Genomic DNA, 21,605 nt, shown 5'->3' on the forward strand with positions numbered 1-21,605 from the left:
CCTATAAAGACACTCTTACTTTCATTACATATCCCAAATAAGCAGGAATAATGTACCAAGTATTGTAATTAACGCTATAAAAATCATGAAGTATACATTTCCGTAGATTGCCCATTTATCCTTTGATTCACCAGCATGCATGAATACAATTAGTTGCAGCAATGCTTGCACAAATGCCGTTACAATCAGAATTGTTAGTCCTGCCGTAAAGGATAAATCTAAGAAGTACACCGAAAGAGCAATAAGCGTAAGAACTAATGAAAATACGAAGCCCATGACTTGTTTTGCTGGAAATAGTTCTCTCATATTACATCATTCCTTTCAAATAGATGAAGCTGAAGATGAAGATCCAGACTACATCTAGGAAGTGCCAATACAATGAAAAGATAAACGATTTACCAGCAGTTTGTGCAGTTAAGCCTCTTTTTCTTATTTGGAGGATAATCATCGTTCCCCAAAATAAACCAAATGTAACATGAAGTCCATGTGTTCCTAATGTTGTTAATAACATCGCTGTAAATGCACTTGTTTGTAGTCCAGCTCCGACATGGACATAGTGAACAAACTCATAGATTTCAACACCTAGGAAGGTTAAACCTAAAAGCAATGTTACTACGAAGAATCCAATCATTTCCTTTTGTCTGCCAAGGCGCATCGCATGAACTGCAAGACCTATTGTAAAACTACTTGTTAATAGTAGAAATGTTTCAATTAGCACAGGTGAGATTTCAAAAATCTCTGCACCTGATGGACCACTGCCGACGCGGTTCTCTAATGTAAAATAAGATGTAAACAAGGTTGCGAAAAGCATAATTTCGGCACCAAGGAAAATCCAGAAACCAAAAATATTTAACTCGTTTTCGTGCGTACTATATTCAAGAGGTTGCGAGTGATCTAGTTTCATAACTTAGCACCTCCTAATTTTTCTTCTGTTTCCTTTACTTCTTCAACAGTAATATATCGTCCATGATCCTGTTCAAATGAACGGTATGCCATACAAATAAAGATACCAATTGTTGAAATAATCAACAATGGCCACATCGCAAATACGAACGAGAAGCCCCATACAAAGAAGATACTACTCATGATAAATGGAACACCACTATTGTTCGGCATGTGAATCTTTTCAATTTTACCTGGGAAGAGCTTGTGCTTCTTCTTCTTATCATCCCAGAATGGCTCACTGGAGTTCACACTTGGTGTAAATGCGAAGTTATACTCAGGAACAGGTGTGTGTGTTGCCCACTCTAAAGTACGTGCATCCCATGGGTCGCTTCCAATATCTCTTGGTGAATAACGGATACTGTAATAAATGTTATACACAATTAAAATGAAGGCAATCGCCATGATTCCAGCACCAATGAATGACAGCATGTTCAATGGACCAAATCCAGTTGACTCAGAGTATGTGTACATACGACGAGCTTGACCGTCTAATCCAGTAATATACATTGGGAAGAACGCTAAAACAAATCCAATTGATAAAGACCAGAATGCCCATTTTCCGATTCGTTCATTTAACATAAAGCCAAACATTTTTGGCCAATAGTATGTGAGTGCAGCAAGCATTGCGAATACTACACCAGGAATAATTGTGTTATGGAAATGTGCCACTAGGAACATTGTATTGTGGTACTGATAGTCAGCTGCTGACATCGCGAGCATTACCCCAGTTACCCCACCGATTGTGAAAAGTGGAATAAACCCAATTGAGTAAAGCATCGGTACTGTCATACGGATTTTACCTCTCCATAAGGTAAACAGCCAGTTAAAGATTTTCACACCAGTTGGAACCGCAATCGCCATTGTTGTGATTGAGAAGAAGCTGTTTGATGCTGCTCCTTGCCCCATTGTAAAGAAATGGTGCGCCCAAACTAGACATGAAAGAACTGAGATAATGACCATTGAACCAACCATTGATTTGTAACCATATAGGTTTCTTCCTGAGAAGGTTGAAATGATCTCACTGTAAATACCAAACGCAGGTAGGATTAAAATATACACTTCAGGGTGTCCCCATACCCAGAATAGGTTTGCCCAAAGCATATCCATTCCACCGTTTGTACTTGCAAAGAAATGTGTTCCAAATAGACGGTCCATTGTACCCATTGCTAATGCAACTGTTAATACAGGGAAAACCGTTACGATAATTAAGTTAGCTATTAATGTAGACCATGTGAACATTGGCATTCTCATTAATGTCATACCAGGTGCTCTCATTTTTAGAATGGTGGTAATCATATTGATACCAGTCATCAATGTACCAAGACCCGAAATTTGTAACGAGAGCATATAATAGTTTGTTCCAACTGATTTACTGAACTCGTTACCAGCAAGTGGGAAGTATGATGTCCAACCTGCATCAGGTGATCCCCCAATTACAAAGGAGATATTAAATAGCATTGCCCCCATAAAAAAGAGCCAGAAGCTGATCGCATTTAAGCGTGGAAATGCTACGTCGCGCGCACCAATCTGAAGTGGAACAACATAGTTCATGAATCCAATGATAAACGGCATCGCCATGAACATGATCATGACTACACCATGTGTTGTAAAAATTTCATTATAGTGCTGCGCATCTAATAACTTCGCCTCAGGTGAAGCTAGCTGTGCACGCATCATAACCGCGTCTACCCCACCGCGGAACAGCATGATTAATGCGGAGATTAAATACATAATACCAATTCGTTTGTGGTCAACGGTTGTTAACCATTCACGCCATAGGTAACCCCATTTTTTAAAATAGGTTAATCCGGCGATAATTCCAATTACCGTAAGTCCAATTGCAACCATCGCTGCATAGATGGCGGGACTTGGATGTGGTATGGCAAAACGTTCGAAGAATTCCATCCGTTGTTACTCCTTTCAAATGAAGATGATGTTTAAAAAGTCTGGTGAATAGGACACTTGAAATTTCGACGCACAGGACGTGCTAGTGCCGACAAGACATGAGGCCGTGGCGTTTTTGTCGACGTGGTCCTCTTCATCCTCCTTTTTAAACTCCTATCTGAAGTATAAATTCGGCGTTCAAATTATTTCTGTTATTAATGATTGTTATGTTCTGTATGACCTTCGTGCTCTGAATGCTCATCCTCATGGTCCTCATGACCTTTTTCAGTATCATCTGATCCATGGTTATGCTCTGGCGGTGGTGCGAACCCTAAATGAGTTCCGGTGAACGTCATTTGTCCGAGATGACCTGGTTCTAGTATCTCTTCAAACTTTTCTTCAGTGAGAGGTTGTGCAGTTTCTTTAACCTCATCTACCCATTCTTCAAAATCCTTTGGAGATACGGCATTTACACTAAACCTATTTTCCGCAAATCCTTTACCACTAAAGTTTGCATTTCGTCCCATTAATTCACCCTGCTCATCGGCTGCAAGATGCAAAGTTGTGATCATGTCGGCCATGGCATACTTTTGCCCACCAAGTTGTGGAATCCAAAAACTTGTGATTGGACCATATGAATAAAGTCTGAATTCAAGTGGACGATCAGTTGGGATGTATAGATAATTGACTGTTTCAATATCCTCTTCAGGGTAGCTAAAGTGCCATTTCCAATCGGAAGATGATGCATAAATAACCAATGGCTCTTGCTCTTCATAGCCTTGAGGAGCTGACTCGACAATGTAGTTACTTTGAACCGAAACAACTGATAGATAACCCACAATTAAGATTGGAATACCAATACAAATCGCTTCAACCCACGGATTCCCTTCAATATGTGGTGGCTCGTAATCCTCTGGCATTTTAGAAGCTCGATATTTTACAAGCATATAAACTAACAATACAAAAACGACAATAATTACGAATGCCATGATTCCAATTGAGAGTAAGATATCATGGGCTTGCCTCTCGGCTTGTGGGCCTTTAGGATCAAGAACCATTACGGGTTCACAACCTGCAAGCACTGTGGCAATAGTAATAACCATCGATAAGAAAAACCATTTGATTTTCATTATTGTACTCCTTTCCGAATGGATGCTCTTCATTCACAACTATGTGGCTTGTGACGAATATGTGTACAACTTCACAAAGTTGTCAAAAATTTTTTAGCTACTTGTTTTTTTCGTAATATCTTGAAAAAAATGAAGCTAAATTTTATTTCGCGAAATTATTTTATAAAGCTTATCACTGTGTAAATGATGATAACATGCGAGATATCAAAAAGTTGTTACAGAAAAGGGAAGGAAGTATTTGTAAAAAATAATTATCTTAACATAAATGCCTTAAACCTTGTTGTGACGCAAATCACAGGCTTTTTTTTGAATTTGAACAATTTGTTACAAATTTTAAAACGAAAAAACTTCTCCTATTTTTAATGGAATTCGAAGTAACCATCCATACTATAAAAAAAGAGTTTCGAAAAGGTGGTGGGGACACTGAAAATATTGTTGGCAATGTTGTTTTTCCTTTCTGTACAGCAGTTCCATCCTCAGGATAATCTTTACATAACATATAAAGGAGAACCAATCGCAACTATTAATCGTTCTGAATACTCTACACCACTGCTCGGCATACCCACCTTAAACATAAAAAAATTCACAGACTTTCTTACCTATTTAGAAGAACAGGTATATGAGGAGCCAAAGGATGCAAAAATTGGCAAGTCAAATGAAATTATCAAAGAACATGTGGGTATAAAATTAGATAAAGACAAATTTTCAAGATTGTTTTACTCTTCGTTCTTCGGAAAAGGAGAATACCTTGAAGTACCGATACAGCGTATTTATCCCCGTGTAGATAGCGAGCTATTATCAACGATTCGAGTAAAACAGATTGGGCAGTATGTAACGCACTTTAACTCTTCCAATAAGGAGCGCTCCACAAATATCGCTCTATCAGCAGCAGCCATCGATAGCTATGTTCTTTTTCAAAATGAAACCTTCTCTTTTAATAAAGTTGTTGGAAAACGAACTGCTGCTAGAGGGTATCAGCCTGCACCTGAAATCATTCGGGGAGAACTAATTGAAGGAATCGGGGGTGGAATATGCCAGACTTCCTCCACACTCTTTAATGCTGTTGATCGTGCAGGTGTTGAAATTGTAAAACGCTATTCTCACACCAAACGTGTTGGCTATGTACCACCTGGGCGCGATGCAACGGTGAGTTGGTATGGGCCTGACTTTCTTTTTAAGAATACATACAATCAACCAATATTAATTCGTGCAAAGGTACATGGAGGAACTCTTATCGTAACCGTCTATTCATCAGAGGATATCAATTTTACTCCTCGTAAGATTGTACCTAAAACAAAAACAGGATAGAGTTTGATTATTAAAAACTAATTCTACACCTTTATAAGTCTGGGTGAATATATTAGAAATGGGCTAATTGTGACCCTATAATATCTGAAATAGTTATGGGGGGAGTTCATGGAAAAGGATAAAAGGGCTATTGTTATCACCGCTGCAACTGACCCCAAAAAAAGTGTAAAAAGCGGGAACTCTACTCCGGGAACTTTTGAATATAAACCACCTAACAATAGTGGAACCATCTTAGGAATAATTGGCGGTGTTTTATCTGCTACCGGTGACGCTTTAGCAACTATTGGTGCAATCATTCAGCTAAATGCCGATGTTTCTGATGACTTTAAATCTCAAGTAGACGATTACCAGTCAGATCAAGATAAGCAAAAGATGCAGGAAGATATTGATAGTCTTCAGGAAAAAGTGAAACAGCTTGAAGAAATCATAAAAAATAACCAAAACCAGAACCAGGACCAAAGTCAAAACTTGAACCTAAATCAAAGCCTAAATATGAACTATAGTCAAAGTCAAAACATAAATCTTAGTCAAAGCCAAAACATGAACCAAAATCAAAGACAAAACATGAACCATAGTCAACGTCAAAACATGAACTATAATCAAATTCAAAACAAAAACCAAAGTCAAAGTCAAAATCAGAACCAAAGCCAAAGTCAATATCAAAGGAAAAAGAAAAAGAGAGACCAATCATGACTACTTTGGTCTCTCAATTTCAAAAACCTCTCCTATTTTCGCGTAATAATTTCCTGCCAATCGGCTTACCGCCCCTAATTTTTCTTGATTGATCCTTCCATTACTATACAGTTCCTTATTGACATGAAACTAGACCACTTTTCCGATTAGCAAATCACAACCGGAGTTTTCCTCTTGACCACCTAATTCAATGGAGTGCTCTAAAATACATTCAAAGCGAATTTTAGATTCCCAGATTCCCAGTACTTTTATATTCTTACTTTCTACTGGAGTCAGTCCAGCAAGTTCAATTTCACTTTCATTTGGAGGAAGACTTGCTGCCGTCTTATTGATTTGTTCGACATTGCTTTCATCCACAATATGAACGACAAATTCTTTTCCTTCTATAATGTTTCTAGCTGTGTCTTTCATTACCCCATTTTTTCTTTGGACCGATATTGAAATAAGGGGCGGATTTGAAGATACTATATTAAAATAACTGAAAGGTGCACCATTTAGCGTACCTTCACTTGAGATTGACGTCACAAATGCGATTGGCCTCGAAGTTTTACAAGGCGAAGGCCTAAAACACCGGCATAAAAGTCAACATTCTCTTGGGAAAGTCCAACAAACGCAGTAATATGATGAATGCCCGCTGTTTTCATAGTAATATATCTCCTTTACTATCTATCTCATTTATTTTCCAACTATATATGATAGAATATTCGATGTAATTATCTTTAACTTATTTATTCCGAATTCAGGGTAATCTTTTAAAAAATAAAAGACTTTGTCAAAGTCTAATTCTGACTCAAGCTACTAAGTAATTTGAGAGTGTGTCTCAATCAGCGGCTCTTTCCGACACCACACAACCGAAACAATAGATTCTCTGTCAGAATCAAGGCCACTTTCTGACTCATACTGCTCAATAATTAAAGAGTGTGTCTCAATCACCAGCTCTTTCCGACACCCTCCAACTAAACAATAGATTCTCTGTCAGAATCAAGACCACTTTCTGACTCATACTGCTCAATAATTAAAGAGTGTGTCTCAATCACCAGCTCTTTGCGACACCACTCAACCAAACAATAGATCCTCTGTCAGATTCAAGGCCAATTTCTGACTCATACTGCTCAATAATTAAAAAGTGTGTCTCAATCGCCAGCTCTTTCCGACACCCCCCAACCAAACAATAAATTCTCTGTCAGATTCAAGACCGCTTTCTGACTCATACTGCTCAATAATTAAAGAGTGTGTCTCAATCACCAACTCTTTCCGACTCTGTTTATTAATAAAACTCCTGATTTGTCTCCATGTATGGATTCCAAAACAAAAAAGAGGAGGATAGCCCTCCCCCTTAATTCTGACGTGTATTTTTCGAAAATCCATTACGTGCGCGATATTGCTGCGGTGCTCTTGTTGGATAACGCAACGGGAAGCTAAACATATGCACAAGCTTTGTAAATGGAATAGATGCAAATAATAGAAAAGACAAAATTACGTGCACTTTAAATAATGTCGGAACTCCAAGCATTAATTCAGGCTGTGGATTTAATGTGAATAAACTTCGAAACCATGGCCCGATTGAAATTCGGTATTCATAAGCTGCTACTGTTGTATTGTAGACGATTGTCATATATGTACCCAAACCGGCTATTAGTAACAATAGAATGATTGTGAAATAACTACCCGCTGAAGTATGAACTTGGACTCGTTCAATGACAAACTTTCGAATTAAAAATAAGAGCAATCCGAGGACAACCATCAGTCCTGCAAACCCACCGCCTACTATTGCAAATAGGTGGTACGTGTGGTCATCCACTCCAATCGCGTTGTAGAATTCCAGGGGAATCAACATCCCCATCACATGACCGATAAAGGCAAAGATAATCCCGTAGTGGAATATAACGGAAGCATAACGTAACCACTTTTTCTCAAAAATTTCCGTTGATGGCGCTGTCCAGCTTTTCCCTCGAAACACGAAGCGATAAAATGTCCCAACTACAAGGATCGCAATGCATATATAAGGATAGGCCGTCCACCAGAAGTGTAATTCCATCTAATGACCCCCTTTCAACAAATTGTGGTATATACTTATCCACATAAGAACATTTGTTTTCCACAACCTGTGGATCCTTTTGTGGATAGTGATGAGCGTTTCACATTTTTATTTTTCCACAATATCCACGTTATCCACAGAAAAGCATCATACTTATCCACATCATCCACAAGTTATGAACATTTATTGATAAAGCATTGGATATGGAAGCTCTTCTAAATCTGCTTCCTCACGCTGATTTTCCAGCAATGTGATCTCTTCTGCTTCTGGTGCTTCAAAGACAAACATCATTAACAAGTCCACAATCCGGTGGTATGGATTTGAATCGAATAGGTTTTTGTGGATTCGATCAACCGCAAAAGCTAAGCGGCGATATAATCGTTCAAAATTCTCGCCATCTGGAGCATGAGCTAATAGCTCAAATAACATTGGAATATAATCCACAATCTCCTGCCCGTGATATTCAAACCCACCTTCGACAATTAACTTTTGGAGCTTAATTAATGCTGCTCCACGTTTTCTACTATCACCTAATTCATGGGCTGTTAAATAAAGACCTGTTTTATCCTTATAATCGAAGGTTTCTACATAGAGCTCCTGTAATTCTAATAATGGCATCTTAAAAAGTGGTGCAATCCTTGCTAAGATTTCATTTCTCATTTTTACTGAGCCAACTTCTGCTTTCACATATTCCTCAATTTCCGGAAACCCTTCGTGAAGGGTTTTGTCCGGATATTCGAGAATTCGTGACATGATCATTAATATTGCTCTTGCTTCATTGGTCATTGATTTCCACTTCTTTCAAATGGATAAGTCACCATTCCTTCAGGTGGTGCTAAATCCTCAATACTACATGCGCCTTGTTTGTAATGGAGGTCTTCATCCATTTCACGACGACCTGTCGGAATAACGAAGCGTTCATTGTATTTTGCTACACCCAATAGGCGTTGCATTTCTTCAAGCTCCTCAACAGTTGTATTTGCTTCTTTTAAGAGCTTCGATTTCTTCACTTCATCAATTCCCCCAACTGTTTTGGCACGCATATGAACACGCATGGCTGCCATTTTAAGTAACACTCGGCGAATGACATTCGTATCGTCAGCTGATAAAATCGACGCTAAATACTCCATCGGAATTCTCATATCATCAACTGCTGGAATATATCCATCTGCACTTAAGCCATTCTCATTTGTGATGTGGTTCATGATTGGACTAAGTGGCGGAACATACCACACCATCGGCATTGTGCGATATTCAGGGTGCAACGGTAATGCAATTTTCCACTTCATTGCCATTTTATAAACTGGTGACTCCTGTGCACTCTTGATCCAGCTTGCATTAATACCTTGCTCTTTTGCTTTTTCAATTACTTCTGGATCAAATGGGTCTAAAAAGACAGAGAGCTGTGATTCATATAAGTCTTTCGGGTCCTCAACGGATGCAGCTTCCTTTACACGGTCAGCATCATATAAAACAACCCCAATATAACGGATACGACCAACACATGTTTCTGAACAAATTGTTGGAAGACCAGCTTCTGTTCGTGGGTAACAGAAATTACACTTCTCCGCTTTATGTGTGTTCCAGTTATAGTACACCTTATGATAAGGGCAACCATTCATACAGAAACGCCAGCCTCGGCAAGCATCTTGGTCAACAAGAACAATTCCATCTTCATCCCTTTTATACAGCGCACCTGACGGACAGGACGCAACACAGGATGGATTCAAACAGTGCTCACAAATCCGCGGCAAATACATCATGAATGTTTTTTCATATTCCATAGCAATATGCTCTTGAAGCTTTTGCACGTTAGGATCCATCGGGACGACCTCACTACCTCCGGCAAGGTCATCATCCCAGTTCGGCCCCCATTCAGGCTTATCAATGTATTTTCCGGTGATCATTGATTTTGGTCGTGCTACAGGGATGTTTTCCCCTTTTTTTGCATTATGCAGATGTTCAAAATCGTATGTCCATGGCTCATAAAAATCATCAAGCTCTGCCATATTTGGATTGTAAAAAATGTTTGCAAGTTTGGAAATTGGACCACCGGCTCGTAGGTGTAGTTTTCCATTTCGTAATGTCCAACCACCTTTATAGCGATCCGTATTTTCCCATTCTTTCGGGTACCCTGGTCCTGGACGTGTTTCAACGTTGTTAAACCAGACGTACTCCATACCCGGTCGATTCGTCCATACATTTTTACATGTGACAGAACAAGTATGACAGCCAATACACTTATCTAAGTGCATGACCATTGCCACTTGTGCTTTAATTCTCAAGCCAGTCGACCTCCTTTAATGGGCGAACAATTGTCAACGTATCTCTTTGGCTACCAGTTGGTCCATAATAATTGAATCCATAGCTGAGCTGTGAATAACCACCAATCATATGTGTTGCCTTTGGATAAATTCTTGTCACGCTGTTATGTGTTCCACCACGATTTTTATTGATTGTATTACCAGGTACACCCATAACCCGATCTTGGGCATGGTGCATATAGACAGCACCGCGAGGCATTCTGTACGTTAACACCGCCCTTGCCACGACAGCACCGTTACGATTGTATAATTCAATCCAGTCATTATCTTTAATGCCAATTTCAGCAGCATCCTCTTCATTCAACCAGACAACCTGCCAGCCTCTAAATAGCTGGATCATGTTTCGGGTATCTGTGAACATCGTGTGGATACCCCATTTTTGGTGAGGTGTCATATAGCGAAGCGTTATCGACTTTCGGGTATTCTCAACCTCTTTTTCCCCTTTTATAAAAGGACCTTTGTTAATTGGAGGAATATATAACGGAAGTCCTTCACCGTAGTCGAGCATTACTTCATGGTCTAAATAAAAGCTTTGTCGGCCAGTAAGTGTGTGCCAGGGAATGTGGTACTCTTTGTTTACTGTAAAAGGTGAGTAACGACGACCATCACTTTCAAGTCCACTCCAAACCGGTGTTGAAAGGGTTTGTCTAGGCTGAATCGTTAGGGCATCTAATGTAAAGTCCTCTTCCTCACGCTCTTTAGCAATATGTTCAAGCTTTTTCCCAGTCTTTTGCTCCATTGATTTCCAGCCTTCAACAGCACGCTTCCCATTCGTTGCTCCTGACATGAGAAGAATTGCATTAATTGCTTGTACATCTGTGTATAAGGACGGGTAGCCTTTTCCAACTCCTTCATGTTTGGACGGTCCTAGGCGATTTAATAAGGATTGGTACACTTTATCCCCAGGAATTTTTACACCTTTCGTTCCATAACCATTTTTAATATTCGGTCCGACTGTTATCCACATGTCATACACATTTGGATAATCACGCTGCACATAATTAAAGTTCGGCATTGTTTTTCCCGGAATTCCTTCTACTTCACCCTTGCGCCAATCCTTCACTTTTCCAAATGGCTGAGCAATTTCATTGATTGTGTCATGAGCGAGTGGTGAAATGACGAGATCCTCTTGGGCCGGCAGATGTTCTTTTGCAAGCTCAGAAAAAGCTTTTGCAATTTCGCGGAAGGCATCCCAGTCACTTCTTGTATCCCAAGGTGGACTAATCGCCGCGTTAAATGGATGTACAAATGGATGTAAATCCGTGGTACTGATATCCTGCTTTTCATACCATGTTGCAGCAGGCAGAATGATGTCAGAGAACAATCCTGAACTTGTCATCCGAAAATCCATACTAACGAAAAGATCTGTTTTTCCTTCCGGCGGTTTTTCTGAAAGCTTAACATCCTTAGGTTGCCACGACTGTTCTGGATCCGATAACACCGTATCCTTTGAACCAATCAAGTGCTTTACAAAATACTCATGGCCTTTTCCGCTGTCCCCTAATAAATTGGAGCGCCAATTAAAGAAGACTCTTGGAAAATTTCGTGGATCGTTCGGATTTTCCATGGCAAACTCTAGGTTTCCATCGACCAACTGTTTCGCAATATACTCCGTTACAGCTTTGTCATCACTATGTTTTGCACGAGCATCCTTCATGACATCGAGCGTGTTTTGTGACAAGGATGGGAAGCTTGGTAACCACCCTAGGCGTGCAGACAGCGCATTAAAATCAGCCGGATGCATATTTGAATACTGGCTACCCCAGTCCGTTTCTCTTTCATCAAAGTCATATTCATAGCGGAACTGCTCCGTTGCAAAATAGAAAAAAGATGTTCCGTTCATAAAACGCGGCGCTTTTACCCAGTCATTGGCAAATGCAATTTGAGAGAAGCCCTCTAACGGACGCACCTTTTCCTGTCCAACATAGTGAGCCCAGCCTCCACCATTCACACCTTGTGAGCCTGTAAGTAAAACTAGATTTAATATGGAGCGATAGATTTGATCACTATGAAACCAGTGATTTGTACCTCCACCCATTGCTATCATCGACTTACCTTGTGTTAATGCCGCATTTTCAGCAAATTCACGCGCAACTTGGATGACGTGTTCCTTTTTCACACCTGTAATGCTTTCTTGCCATGCAGGTGTGTAGGGTCTTGCCGCATCATTATAGTCAGTCGGATAGTCTCCCTTTAACCCGCGGTTTATACCAGTATGTGCGAGCATCAAGTCATAAACAGTTGTTACAATCAACTCATTACCGGATTGGTCCTTCATACGTTTGATTGGAACACCACGCTCAATTTTTCCGCCCTCTTGTTCTGCAAAATAAGGGAACTCTACCATCGCTACTTCGTCGCAAATCTTAATAAAGCTAAGCTTCGGATTGATGCTTGTGCCGTCTTCTGTTGTCATATCAAGATTCCATTTCGAGCTACTATCCCATCTGAATCCTTGACTTCCATTTGGCACGGCGATTTGATTAGAGTTCTCGTCCCAAACGACTGTCTTCCATTCACCAAGCTCGTGTTCATTGGAAAAATCAGATGCACGCAGGAACCGGTCTGAACGGTAGTTCTCTCCTTTTTTAGTAAGGGTAATCAGAAACGGTAAATCTGTGTATTGCTTCGCATAATCACGGAAATAAGGTGTTTCTTTATCGACATAAAATTCTTTTAAAATGACATGAGTCATAGCCATTGCAAGTGCTCCATCTGTCCCTGCTTTGGCAGGCAACCAGATATCAGCGAATTTATCATACTCCGCATAGTCTGGACTTACTCCAACTACTTTCGTTCCGTTATAGCGTGCTTCCACCATAAAGTGTGCGTCAGGGGTTCTTGTTTGCGGAATATTCGTACCCCAGATAATGAAATATTTTGTATTGTACCAGTCACCGCTTTCTGGCACGTCAGTTTGATCGCCCCAAACCTGTGGAGATGCTGGCGGCAAATCTGCATACCAATCATAGAAACTAAGAATGGTTCCACCGATTAGCGATAAGAATCTTGTTCCACCAGAATAACTCACCATCGACATCGCTGGAATCGGGCTGAAACCTACTACCCGGTCGGGACCATATTTTTTAATCGTATAAATGGTCGATGCTGCAATCATTTGGCATATATCTTTCCAATTTCCTCTTACGAAACCACCTCTACCGCGGGCGGATACGTATGATTGACGTTTTTCAGGATTGGTGACGATATTTTCCCAAGCTTGTACAGGGTTATCCGCTTTATTAAGCTCATCCTTCCAAAGAGCGAGAAGGTCACCACGTATATATGGATATTTCACTCGAGTAGGGCTGTATGTATACCATGAAAAGCTTGCACCACGTGGGCATCCGCGGGGCTCGTAATCTGGGAAATCATCACCAGTAGATGGATAGTCTGTTTGCTGAGTTTCATAGGCAATGATTCCATCCTTCACATGGATCTTCCAGCTACATGAACCTGTACAGTTCACCCCATGTGTGGAACGGACAATCTTATCATGGGCCCAGCGATTGCGATAAATTGATTCCCAGTCACGCGGGCGTGGATTTTCTTCTGTCCAACCATCGTTAATACGCTCTCCACGCACTAAATGCTTTAGCGAGTGGAAGAGACTATTCTGTTTTGCCAAAGTCTCCATCCCTTCCCTTTAGAATATTTGCCAATGGGTTAAAATCTTCACCCACTAACCTGAAGCTTTGCGTTCCCGCTTGGAATTCTTCGAGGAAGACTTTCCAGCTTGATGCATTTGCTGCGGCGAGAATAAGTCGCTGAAGTGTACTAATATCCTGGATTTGATAGATTTCTTCAATTATTTTTCCAGGGATGTCACCAAATCTCATTCTTAGAACAGCAATCAAATCTTCCCGATCATCAATTAACAATACGTCATTCTCCATTGAAAACAATCAATCAACCCCTTCTTTTTTAATAGAACCTATCACTCTTTGTTCCTTGAAAGTATTAGAGTCAGTAGAATTTTTATACTAATAGCTCTATAGTTTAATCATCTTGTAATAGTCGGAAATCAACTGATTCTTGCATTTCTCTGCAGTTTCCTTAAAGAAGCTCATAACCTCTTCATCCGGATTCTCTGCCTGTTCAAAACTTACGAAGCCTGTGACAGCTTGTGAAAATGATTCAGAGAATCGCAAAGTGAGCTCAAACCCTTTTTCCTGCTTCACAACCGTGGCGTAGATGTCATAAGAATGAATGTTATATGCTAAAAATGTTTCAACCATCTTCTTATATAAGTTGGGAGCCGCAAAACGCAGCATCTTTTCCTCAATTACATCTTTTTTACCCATTTACATCCCCTTTCCTCTATTTCCTAATTTTTCATTTTATTATTCGTTAGATGCTAGCAGTTTATTCATTTCATCATCATTATGGATTTCATCGATGATAATTAGGCTATCTAGTAGTGGAATCATCCGGTAATCCGCTTCTTGTGTCTCAAGGCTTTTCTTCATCGTTGCAACTATGCGGCGCATTAAATCATGGTCACGGGTTAATTGATTCACTAGTTTTTCAAGTTTCGGGTTTTGTTCAATTATTTCTTTGTACAATCCTTCTTCTTCGGAATCCGCATGCTTGAGTGTTCTTGATTCCCAATGGTCAATTGCAATCTCCGCCACTTGTAATGCTTTTTCCTTATCTCCTTGTTCAACACACTTTCTAAATAGATTTCTAAGCTCCTTCGCTTCATGAAGTGCCGCCTCGTGTATCGCTGAATGAGAATCTGTTTTTCGTAAACTTGGTCCTGTTGACATAACTATCATCCTTTCATCATTTACAAAAGATTATTTTTTCTTCCTTCATAATCCTTTCCATCTTAATTCCCGTTAAACTTACGAGCTTACATTTTGCGAAAAATGTCATAAATTTGGGTTGCGAGTTAGTTGGAGTTGAAAAAGGGGTGTTTTCGAATTGGGGTTAATTTCGTAAATCGTAGATATGCGTTTTATTTTGGATAATTGCGCTTTATTTCGTGGATTTGCGTGTTATTTTTTGTAATTGCGTTTTATTATTAATATTTGCGTTATAAAGTGGTTCCACCATCATAAAAAGAGCCGAGGTTTGAACCCCAGCCCTTTATCATGTCTCCTGTTTTTCAGTCAAGTCGTTAAAGAGACCAACATAATATTTAACCTCGCCGGCTTCATTTTTCACTTCACTAATGGTTAGCCATTCTCGATAAAGCTCTTTGTTTTTTCGTCGATTCCAAATCTCTCCCTGCCAGAATCCCTTCGAGCGAATTGAATCCCACATTTGTTCATAAAACGCAGCATCATGCTTTCCTGAACGGAGAATACTTGGGGATTTTCCGATTGCTTCGTTCGGTTCGAATCCGGTAACCGTTGTGAATGCATGGTTAACTTTTTGAATAATGCCTTTCGGATTCGTAACCATCATTCCTTGAGCAACATTCTCGATAAGCTTTGCCTCAAGTTGAATTCTTTCCGTATAGAACATCCACACAACGAATACAGAGCTTAATAGTGCAAACATCGCGAGTGACATAAACCCGATCGCATAGTGTCCCGTCATACCAAACACAATTGAGAGAACAATTGGTGGGAAGAAACCACCTAATCCCCCCATTGCCGACACAATTCCGTTTACAATCCCAGCTTGCTTCGAAAAGTAATATGGGACGAGCTTGAAGATTGTTCCGTTCCCAATTCCCGCAAATATAGAGATGAGTAAACAGCCTATAGTGTATAAAACAATATCCGGTGTAAACGCCAAGAGCACGCCTGCGAACGTGATCACATTAAAAACAATAAACAAAATGAGATACGGATTAAACTTGTCCCCAAGCCAACCCCCAACTGGTCTTAAAAGGGTAGCGAGTGTAATAAACCCAGCTGTTCGTAATCCTGCGTCGACCGAGCTTAATCCAAAATGAGTGACTAAAAAGTTCGGCAAGTACACTGTAAACGCAACAAAAGAGCCAAAGGTTACAAAATAAAATAAGCTGATGAACCAAAGCTTTTCATTTTTATAAACGCTTTTTATCTGTTCACTTAATGGTTTATTTACTTTAGGTTCATTACGGTCACCAAGCAAAAAGTTTAAAAGTGCAAATAAAATGACAGGTATTAAAAACAAGCGAACCGTACTTTGCCACCCAATGCTAATTGCAAGCGCTGGTGCTGCAAATGAAGTGATTGCAGTACCAATATTACCTGCACCATAAATCCCGTTGACAAATCCATGACGTTCCTTCGGATAGTACTTCGGTAAGGAAGTAACCCCAATCGAAAACAGGGCTCCCCCAATACCGAGAAGAAGTCCTCCTAGAATCAAATCAAACATGGAATCAGCAATACTGATATAAAAAATAGGAAGGATCAGGATAACAAATCCAAGGAAAAACAACCATCTGGCCCCAAATTTATTTGTCCAATATCCTAATAGTATTCGCAACAGTGAACCCAAGATGACAGGAACGGCCGTAACCATAGCGGTCTGGTTATCGGTTAAAGGTATATCCTGCTTAATGCTCGACATCAAGGAAGAAAGAATCACCCACACCATAAAACCTACAACCAAACTTGAGGTTTGAAGTGGCAACTGCAACTTTTGCGTCTTCATACTTTCGTACTCCTCCTCCAAACAATCTATATGTATTTTCCCTAGTTTACGGAATTTCAAGAAAATCAAACATACTTTTTTCTCGTGAGTCAGAGGTGGGTCAAGGGGACAGGTCCACTGTCCCAGGAAAAAAATGGTGGGTCAAGGAACCTGTCCCTGTGTCCCAGATGACAATTGTCATGTAGGTTGATGACATTATCCACTAATTTTGGTGGTCCTTTGGTTTTACAATGATGGTGGAGGTGTTTTTATGGAATCTATTATTGGAGTAAACCAAGTTAGTAAGTTGTTTAAAAACAAGATGGCTGTTAATCAGGTTTCCTTTTCAATTCAAAAGGGTGAGGTTGTTGCTATTCTAGGGCCAAATGGGGCTGGGAAAACAACAACCATAATGATGATGCTTGGGCTATTGGAGCCAAGTGATGGGAGTGTTCAATTATTTGGGAGTCATCCAAAGAAACAAGCCGTACGGGAGAAAATCGGAGCATTGCTGCAAGAGGTAAGTGTGATTGATGCACTAAAGGTACGGGAAGTTATCCAGCTTTTTAGAAGTTATTATCCACACCCTTTATCATATGAGGAACTAGTTGCTTTTACTGGATTTACAAAGGATGAGTTACAAAAACGTGCCAATAAACTTTCAGGCGGTCAAAAACGACGACTTGGCTTTGCGCTTGCTATGGCAGGAAACCCTGATGTGTTATTTTTTGATGAACCCACTGTAGGAATGGATGTAACCTCAAGAAAACTTTTTTGGAATACAGTGATTGATTTGAAAGAACGTGGTAAAACGATTCTATTTACAACCCATTATTTACAGGAGGCCGATGATATTGCCGAAAGAGTCATTCTCTTTCATGAAGGAAAAATAATCGGGGACGGAACCCCCAAAAGTATAAAGGCTAGGTTATTAAAACAGTCTGTTTCTTTTACGCCAATTTCTGCAATAAACTTTGAGGAATTAATAAATCTTCCCCATGTAACAGATGTGTATGAAAAGAATGGTCGGATATTTTTATTAACGGATCATACAGATGGAGTCCTAGCCTCTATTTTTTCTCAGAAACTTTCCGTTGAAAATATCGAAATTGAACGCGGACGTCTCGAGGATGCGTTTGAACAGCTAGTAGAAAAAAGGGAGGTAATCTAAAATGAACGGTTTTTTGATGCAATGTAAGTTTGAGGTTTTGAGAATTTTCCGTAATCCCTACTATGTATTTTGGTCATTGTTCATGCCCATCGTTTTTTACGTCGTTTTTACAAGAATTTTTAATTCAGGAATGGACGATCAGCAGTTATGGCAAGCTCATTATTTAATGTCAATGGCTGCGTTTAGTGTGATGGGATCCGCTATTATGACACTAGGCATCCGGCTCGTTGAAGAAAGAAAACAAGGCTGGTCGATGTTTATGAGAATTACTCCATTATCTGACCAAGCCTATTTCGCTGCAAAGATGGTCGGTCAAACGGTCATTCATATTTTTTCGATTCTTATTATCTTTACTTCAGGGGCAATGATTAACGGTATCTCACTCACCCTTTTTGAGTGGTTAATGTGCGGAATGTGGTTACTATTTGGCTCGTTGCCTTTTCTTGCTATAGGGACACTCGTCGGAACGATGAAAAGGGTAGATACAGCCTCTGGCGTCTCGAATATGATTTATATGGTTCTAGCTCTATGTGGTGGAATGTGGATGCCAATGGAGATCATGCCTAATTTCGTTCAATCAATCGGAAAATGGCTCCCTTCCTATCACTTTGGCAGTGGTGCTTGGGAAATTGTCCGTGGTGGTCAACCGGAATGGATTAATTTTACACTTTTGGTTGGGTATCTCCTTCTGTTCATGGTAATATCAGGTTATACAAGGAGAAAACAAGAAGTGGCGGTGTAAGCTGAATGCTGCAAAACATAAAAAAGTTTCGGATCTTTCCTGCTAGGTACGGATTCTTTCCCTATATCTTTTTAATTTATCTTGTCATGCCTGCCTACTATGTTTCATTGGAGCGCGGTTGGAAACAAGTTGCAGGGATTGGACTGCTACTATTGTTTCTCGTAACCTATCGACAACTATATAACACTTCCAATAAAAAAACCTACGCATATTGGTTAGTTATTCAAATTATTTTGGTTATGATCCTTGCAATCTCTTATAATCTTTATAATTTATTCTTAGGGTTTTTTCCGGCTCATTTTATTGGCTGGTATCAAAAAAAAGTTTACTTCTTTCGTGCATTAGGGTTCTTTACACTTTCAATTATCATTCCACTTCTGATTCATTGGGATTCGTTGATTTTAGAGTCGATGTACTTCTATGGAATTTTTATTATCATTATGATTGTTTCACCATTCGGTATTCGCTCGATGAATAGCCGTATGGAGCTCGAAAAAAAACTTGAGGAAGCTAATGAACAAATTGAGGAATTAGTGAAACGAGAAGAACGGTTAAGGATTGCAAGAGACCTTCATGATACGTTAGGACATACTCTATCAATGATCACTCTAAAAAGTCAGCTCGTTCACAAATTGATAAGTAAGGATATTGAAAAAGCTAAGCTTGAGACAAAAGAGATTGAAAGAACCTCTCGCACTGCTTTGACACAAGTAAGAGAATTAGTATCTGATATGAGGGCGGTCACCATTGCAGAAGAACTAATTGAAACTGAGAACATCTTAAAAGCTGCAGGGATTTCTTTTGAATTTGATGGAGATTCAAAACTAGAAGATGTTCCATTGCTTACTCAAAATATCCTGAGTTTGTGTCTGAAAGAAGGTATTACCAACGTCGTCAAACATAGTGAAGCAAATAACTGTACCGTTCATTTATTGAAAAAACCGGGCGAAATCGAACTTTCCATCTCTGATAATGGTAAAGGAATAGATGAAAAGGCTGCTGACGGTAATGGTTTAACAGGAATAAAGGAGCGTTTACAATTAATCGACGGTTTCGGAGAAGCTATTTCGCATAATGGAACAAAATTAATGATTACTGTTCCAATAATTGCAAGGGAGAAAAAGGCTGGTGTTGGTTCTTGATTAGAGTAATGATTGCCGAGGATCAGGGCATGCTTAGAGGGGCTTTAGGATCTTTACTAGATTTTGAGGATGATATTGAAATTGTTGGGGAAGCATCCAATGGAAAAGAAGCATTGAAGCTGATTCTATCCCTAAAGCCCGATGTTTGTTTAATGGATATTGAAATGCCTTATATGAGCGGACTCGAAGTAGCCCAGGAAGCAAAAAAACATTTTTCCACATGTAAAATCATGATATTAACTACTTTTGCCCGTCCAGGTTATTTTGAGCAAGCAGTAAAAATTGGCGTACACGGGTATATGCTAAAAGACGGATCCGTTGATGAGCTTGCGGAATCCATTCGCAGCGTTATGAAAGGAAAACGTGAATTTGCTCCTGAACTAATTTTTGGTAGCATCAAAGATGACAATCCATTAACTGAACGTGAACAAGACGTACTTCGATTAGCCTCAGAGGGAAAAACATCAAAAGAAATTTCATCACAATTATTTTTATCAGCTGGAACTGTCCGGAATTATATGTCCGAAATCATTAATAAACTTGGCGTAAAAAACCGCACCGAAGCCTGCACCGTTGCAAAAGAAAAAAGATGGATCTAAATCTTAGTTTGGGTCAGAGGGACAGGTCCCCTGTCCCAGGAAAATAATGGTGGGACGCGGGACCTGTCCCTGCGTCCATAGTCGCAAGCTACAAAAAAGGGACTCTTCCCTACTTTTTAAACGTCTTTTTAAAAAGTGAGAGGAGTCCTTTTTTTTCGGATTTATTCTCTTGTGGTAGTATGGGTTTTCTTTTTTCAGTTATATAAATATCCTCTTTATCGATGGCATGATCGAATGCAAGTACTAGCCCGAGGTCCGAATTGTAATCCTTGTTCGTGACAAGTGTGTACTCCATGTTGTTTGTACTCGCTAGCTTCACATATTTGGATAAAAAACGATAATTCATATGACCATTTAAGTACATATGTACCCCGGTGTTTTTTTTACATGCATCCTGGATTTCTTGGATTACCTTATTTTCCCTAACTTGTGATTGGGTTAAGGCTAATAATACACGTTCCCTAATGGTTCCAAGAAATTGTTTCCGTTCTTCTGGTTTTATTTCCTTTGCCCCATGTATCCCCTGCTGAAGATAGTCATCTACATTCTGCTTCACCATACCGTCCTCCCCTTTTCGCTCGCCATTATTATTTCCAATTATAACAATATCTTGCTCCTTTTATGAGTATTCTGTTCAGCACGTCTATGTTCTTCAGAATATCCAATGTAAAATGGAGCATCCACCGATGCCCCATTACTTAAAACCATATTAGATAATAGATTATCCCAAAAAGGACCGCCACCATCATTATGAGGACGCCTCTTTTCTTATTTTCCCCCAATAATAAGATACCTGATAAAAACCAACCGCTTGCTAATAAATAGGCACCGATATGTTTTACTAAGGCAATATCTGCAATTAGTCCTGAAATAAATAGGAGTATCCCTATGATACGCAAGCTTTCTTCCCAGAACTCGAAATTTTTAATATCTAAAAATCGATGCCGTTTCTCTTTTTTTGCTTTATTATATACTTTGATAACATTGAACCCAAATATTCCCCAGATTAAGACTAATATTGCAATCTCAACAAAATCCATAGGAACTCCCTTC

Annotated in this window: 20 protein-coding genes and 2 pseudogenes; 6 read left to right on the forward strand and 16 right to left on the reverse strand. The window is 39.6% G+C overall.

Features of this window, described 5'->3' with window-relative positions; genetic code table 11:
- Nucleotides 1-24: 24 nt before the first annotated feature.
- The 4 genes from qoxD to qoxA all read right to left on the reverse strand — a co-directional run bounded on the left by qoxD (nucleotide 25) and on the right by qoxA (nucleotide 3,959).
- Nucleotides 25-306, reverse strand: coding sequence for a cytochrome aa3 quinol oxidase subunit IV (gene qoxD / locus ACR65M_RS10900; protein ID WP_341329921.1), 282 nt, complete (start codon nucleotides 304-306; stop codon nucleotides 25-27).
- Between the two features lies 1 nt (nucleotide 307).
- Complete coding sequence (gene qoxC, locus ACR65M_RS10905; RefSeq protein WP_341329920.1) at nucleotides 308-904, reverse strand: cytochrome aa3 quinol oxidase subunit III; 597 nt, start codon at nucleotides 902-904, stop codon at nucleotides 308-310.
- Nucleotides 901-2,850, reverse strand: coding sequence for a cytochrome aa3 quinol oxidase subunit I (qoxB, locus tag ACR65M_RS10910; protein ID WP_341329919.1), 1,950 nt, complete (start codon nucleotides 2,848-2,850; stop codon nucleotides 901-903). The genes qoxC and qoxB overlap by 4 nt, the downstream gene beginning before the upstream one ends.
- Before the next feature lie 194 nt (nucleotides 2,851-3,044).
- Nucleotides 3,045-3,959: a cytochrome aa3 quinol oxidase subunit II gene (gene qoxA, locus ACR65M_RS10915; RefSeq protein WP_440273315.1), complete on the reverse strand. Its 915-nt coding sequence runs from the start codon at nucleotides 3,957-3,959 to the stop codon at nucleotides 3,045-3,047.
- Nucleotides 3,960-4,400: 441 nt separating this feature from the next.
- Between qoxA and ACR65M_RS10920 the strand changes: the two genes are divergently transcribed.
- Both ACR65M_RS10920 and ACR65M_RS10925 read left to right on the forward strand, forming a co-directional pair.
- On the forward strand, nucleotides 4,401-5,267 hold the full coding sequence (locus ACR65M_RS10920; protein WP_440273334.1) for a VanW family protein: 867 nt from the start codon (nucleotides 4,401-4,403) through the stop codon (nucleotides 5,265-5,267).
- Nucleotides 5,268-5,375: 108 nt separating this feature from the next.
- The gene (locus tag ACR65M_RS10925) at nucleotides 5,376-5,960 is read left to right on the forward strand and encodes a hypothetical protein (protein WP_440273316.1); all 585 of its coding nucleotides are present in this window, start codon (nucleotides 5,376-5,378) and stop codon (nucleotides 5,958-5,960) included.
- Here the strand turns inward: ACR65M_RS10925 and ACR65M_RS10930 are convergent.
- The 10 genes and pseudogenes from ACR65M_RS10930 to ACR65M_RS10975 all read right to left on the reverse strand — a co-directional run.
- Nucleotides 5,961-6,500: pseudogene (locus ACR65M_RS10930) on the reverse strand (flavin reductase family protein); the annotation flags it as partial.
- Nucleotides 6,501-6,505: 5 nt separating this feature from the next.
- A pseudogene (locus tag ACR65M_RS10935) lies at nucleotides 6,506-6,604 on the reverse strand (VOC family protein); the annotation flags it as partial.
- Between the two features lie 692 nt (nucleotides 6,605-7,296).
- Nucleotides 7,297-7,998 (reverse strand): respiratory nitrate reductase subunit gamma, encoded by a 702-nt coding sequence (narI, locus tag ACR65M_RS10940; RefSeq protein ID WP_341329915.1) that lies wholly within the window; start codon nucleotides 7,996-7,998, stop codon nucleotides 7,297-7,299.
- Between the two features lie 183 nt (nucleotides 7,999-8,181).
- Complete coding sequence (gene narJ, locus ACR65M_RS10945) at nucleotides 8,182-8,784, reverse strand: nitrate reductase molybdenum cofactor assembly chaperone (protein ID WP_440273317.1); 603 nt, start codon at nucleotides 8,782-8,784, stop codon at nucleotides 8,182-8,184.
- The gene (narH, locus tag ACR65M_RS10950; RefSeq protein WP_121446766.1) at nucleotides 8,781-10,283 is read right to left on the reverse strand and encodes a nitrate reductase subunit beta; all 1,503 of its coding nucleotides are present in this window, start codon (nucleotides 10,281-10,283) and stop codon (nucleotides 8,781-8,783) included. Before narH ends, narJ begins: the two co-directional genes overlap by 4 nt.
- Nucleotides 10,273-13,950 (reverse strand): nitrate reductase subunit alpha, encoded by a 3,678-nt coding sequence (locus tag ACR65M_RS10955; protein ID WP_440273318.1) that lies wholly within the window; start codon nucleotides 13,948-13,950, stop codon nucleotides 10,273-10,275. Before ACR65M_RS10955 ends, narH begins: the two co-directional genes overlap by 11 nt.
- The gene (locus ACR65M_RS10960) at nucleotides 13,934-14,218 is read right to left on the reverse strand and encodes a hypothetical protein (protein WP_121446871.1); all 285 of its coding nucleotides are present in this window, start codon (nucleotides 14,216-14,218) and stop codon (nucleotides 13,934-13,936) included. Before ACR65M_RS10960 ends, ACR65M_RS10955 begins: the two co-directional genes overlap by 17 nt.
- Nucleotides 14,219-14,314: 96 nt before the next feature.
- Entirely contained in the window at nucleotides 14,315-14,626 is a 312-nt protein-coding gene (locus ACR65M_RS10965) for a hypothetical protein (RefSeq protein WP_440273319.1), read from the reverse strand.
- A gap of 39 nt (nucleotides 14,627-14,665) precedes the next feature.
- Nucleotides 14,666-15,091, reverse strand: coding sequence for a hemerythrin domain-containing protein (locus tag ACR65M_RS10970; RefSeq protein WP_121446769.1), 426 nt, complete (start codon nucleotides 15,089-15,091; stop codon nucleotides 14,666-14,668).
- Between the two features lie 325 nt (nucleotides 15,092-15,416).
- Nucleotides 15,417-16,919 (reverse strand): nitrate/nitrite transporter, encoded by a 1,503-nt coding sequence (locus tag ACR65M_RS10975; protein WP_440273320.1) that lies wholly within the window; start codon nucleotides 16,917-16,919, stop codon nucleotides 15,417-15,419.
- Between the two features lie 250 nt (nucleotides 16,920-17,169).
- On the opposite strand from ACR65M_RS10975, the gene ACR65M_RS10980 reads away from it, so the two are divergent.
- The 4 genes from ACR65M_RS10980 to ACR65M_RS10995 are packed head-to-tail and all read left to right on the forward strand — an operon-like array spanning nucleotide 17,170 to nucleotide 20,552.
- Nucleotides 17,170-18,069 (forward strand): ABC transporter ATP-binding protein, encoded by a 900-nt coding sequence (locus ACR65M_RS10980; RefSeq protein ID WP_440273321.1) that lies wholly within the window; start codon nucleotides 17,170-17,172, stop codon nucleotides 18,067-18,069.
- A gap of 1 nt (nucleotide 18,070) precedes the next feature.
- A complete protein-coding gene (locus ACR65M_RS10985) occupies nucleotides 18,071-18,811 on the forward strand; it encodes an ABC transporter permease (protein WP_440273322.1) in 741 nt (246 codons plus the stop codon).
- Between the two features lie 5 nt (nucleotides 18,812-18,816).
- The gene (locus ACR65M_RS10990) at nucleotides 18,817-19,953 is read left to right on the forward strand and encodes a sensor histidine kinase (protein ID WP_440273323.1); all 1,137 of its coding nucleotides are present in this window, start codon (nucleotides 18,817-18,819) and stop codon (nucleotides 19,951-19,953) included.
- Nucleotides 19,950-20,552: a response regulator transcription factor gene (locus ACR65M_RS10995; protein ID WP_341329907.1), complete on the forward strand. Its 603-nt coding sequence runs from the start codon at nucleotides 19,950-19,952 to the stop codon at nucleotides 20,550-20,552. The genes ACR65M_RS10990 and ACR65M_RS10995 overlap by 4 nt, the downstream gene beginning before the upstream one ends.
- 109 nt (nucleotides 20,553-20,661) lie before the next feature.
- On the opposite strand, the gene ACR65M_RS11000 is transcribed toward ACR65M_RS10995, so the two are convergent.
- Together ACR65M_RS11000 and ACR65M_RS11005 are read right to left on the reverse strand one after the other, a co-directional pair.
- Nucleotides 20,662-21,111, reverse strand: coding sequence for a YueI family protein (locus ACR65M_RS11000; protein ID WP_341329906.1), 450 nt, complete (start codon nucleotides 21,109-21,111; stop codon nucleotides 20,662-20,664).
- A gap of 139 nt (nucleotides 21,112-21,250) precedes the next feature.
- The gene (locus ACR65M_RS11005; protein ID WP_440273324.1) at nucleotides 21,251-21,592 is read right to left on the reverse strand and encodes a hypothetical protein; all 342 of its coding nucleotides are present in this window, start codon (nucleotides 21,590-21,592) and stop codon (nucleotides 21,251-21,253) included.
- Between the last annotated feature and the right edge of the window lie 13 nt (nucleotides 21,593-21,605).

The sequence above is a fragment of the Ferdinandcohnia sp. SAFN-114 genome (assembly GCF_059415045.1).

What these genes read in the sequence shown, in the direction of transcription:
- ACR65M_RS11005 (WP_440273324.1), bottom strand. Translation starts at nt 21,592, where the DNA reads ATGGATTTTGTTGAGATTGCAATATTAGTCTTAATCTGGGGAATATTT.
- ACR65M_RS10920 (WP_440273334.1), top strand. Translation starts at nt 4,401, where the DNA reads ATGTTGTTTTTCCTTTCTGTACAGCAGTTCCATCCTCAGGATAATCTT.
- ACR65M_RS10970 (WP_121446769.1), bottom strand. Translation starts at nt 15,091, where the DNA reads ATGTCAACAGGACCAAGTTTACGAAAAACAGATTCTCATTCAGCGATA.
- ACR65M_RS10980 (WP_440273321.1), top strand. Translation starts at nt 17,170, where the DNA reads ATGGAATCTATTATTGGAGTAAACCAAGTTAGTAAGTTGTTTAAAAAC.
- ACR65M_RS10925 (WP_440273316.1), top strand. Translation starts at nt 5,376, where the DNA reads ATGGAAAAGGATAAAAGGGCTATTGTTATCACCGCTGCAACTGACCCC.
- ACR65M_RS11000 (WP_341329906.1), bottom strand. Translation starts at nt 21,111, where the DNA reads ATGGTGAAGCAGAATGTAGATGACTATCTTCAGCAGGGGATACATGGG.
- ACR65M_RS10960 (WP_121446871.1), bottom strand. Translation starts at nt 14,218, where the DNA reads ATGGAGAATGACGTATTGTTAATTGATGATCGGGAAGATTTGATTGCT.
- ACR65M_RS10985 (WP_440273322.1), top strand. Translation starts at nt 18,071, where the DNA reads ATGAACGGTTTTTTGATGCAATGTAAGTTTGAGGTTTTGAGAATTTTC.
- qoxC (WP_341329920.1), bottom strand. Translation starts at nt 904, where the DNA reads ATGAAACTAGATCACTCGCAACCTCTTGAATATAGTACGCACGAAAAC.
- qoxD (WP_341329921.1), bottom strand. Translation starts at nt 306, where the DNA reads ATGAGAGAACTATTTCCAGCAAAACAAGTCATGGGCTTCGTATTTTCA.
- qoxB (WP_341329919.1), bottom strand. Translation starts at nt 2,850, where the DNA reads ATGGAATTCTTCGAACGTTTTGCCATACCACATCCAAGTCCCGCCATC.
- ACR65M_RS10975 (WP_440273320.1), bottom strand. Translation starts at nt 16,919, where the DNA reads ATGAAGACGCAAAAGTTGCAGTTGCCACTTCAAACCTCAAGTTTGGTT.
- qoxA (WP_440273315.1), bottom strand. Translation starts at nt 3,959, where the DNA reads ATGAAAATCAAATGGTTTTTCTTATCGATGGTTATTACTATTGCCACA.
- ACR65M_RS10990 (WP_440273323.1), top strand. Translation starts at nt 18,817, where the DNA reads ATGCTGCAAAACATAAAAAAGTTTCGGATCTTTCCTGCTAGGTACGGA.
- ACR65M_RS10965 (WP_440273319.1), bottom strand. Translation starts at nt 14,626, where the DNA reads ATGGGTAAAAAAGATGTAATTGAGGAAAAGATGCTGCGTTTTGCGGCT.
- narJ (WP_440273317.1), bottom strand. Translation starts at nt 8,784, where the DNA reads ATGACCAATGAAGCAAGAGCAATATTAATGATCATGTCACGAATTCTC.
- narI (WP_341329915.1), bottom strand. Translation starts at nt 7,998, where the DNA reads ATGGAATTACACTTCTGGTGGACGGCCTATCCTTATATATGCATTGCG.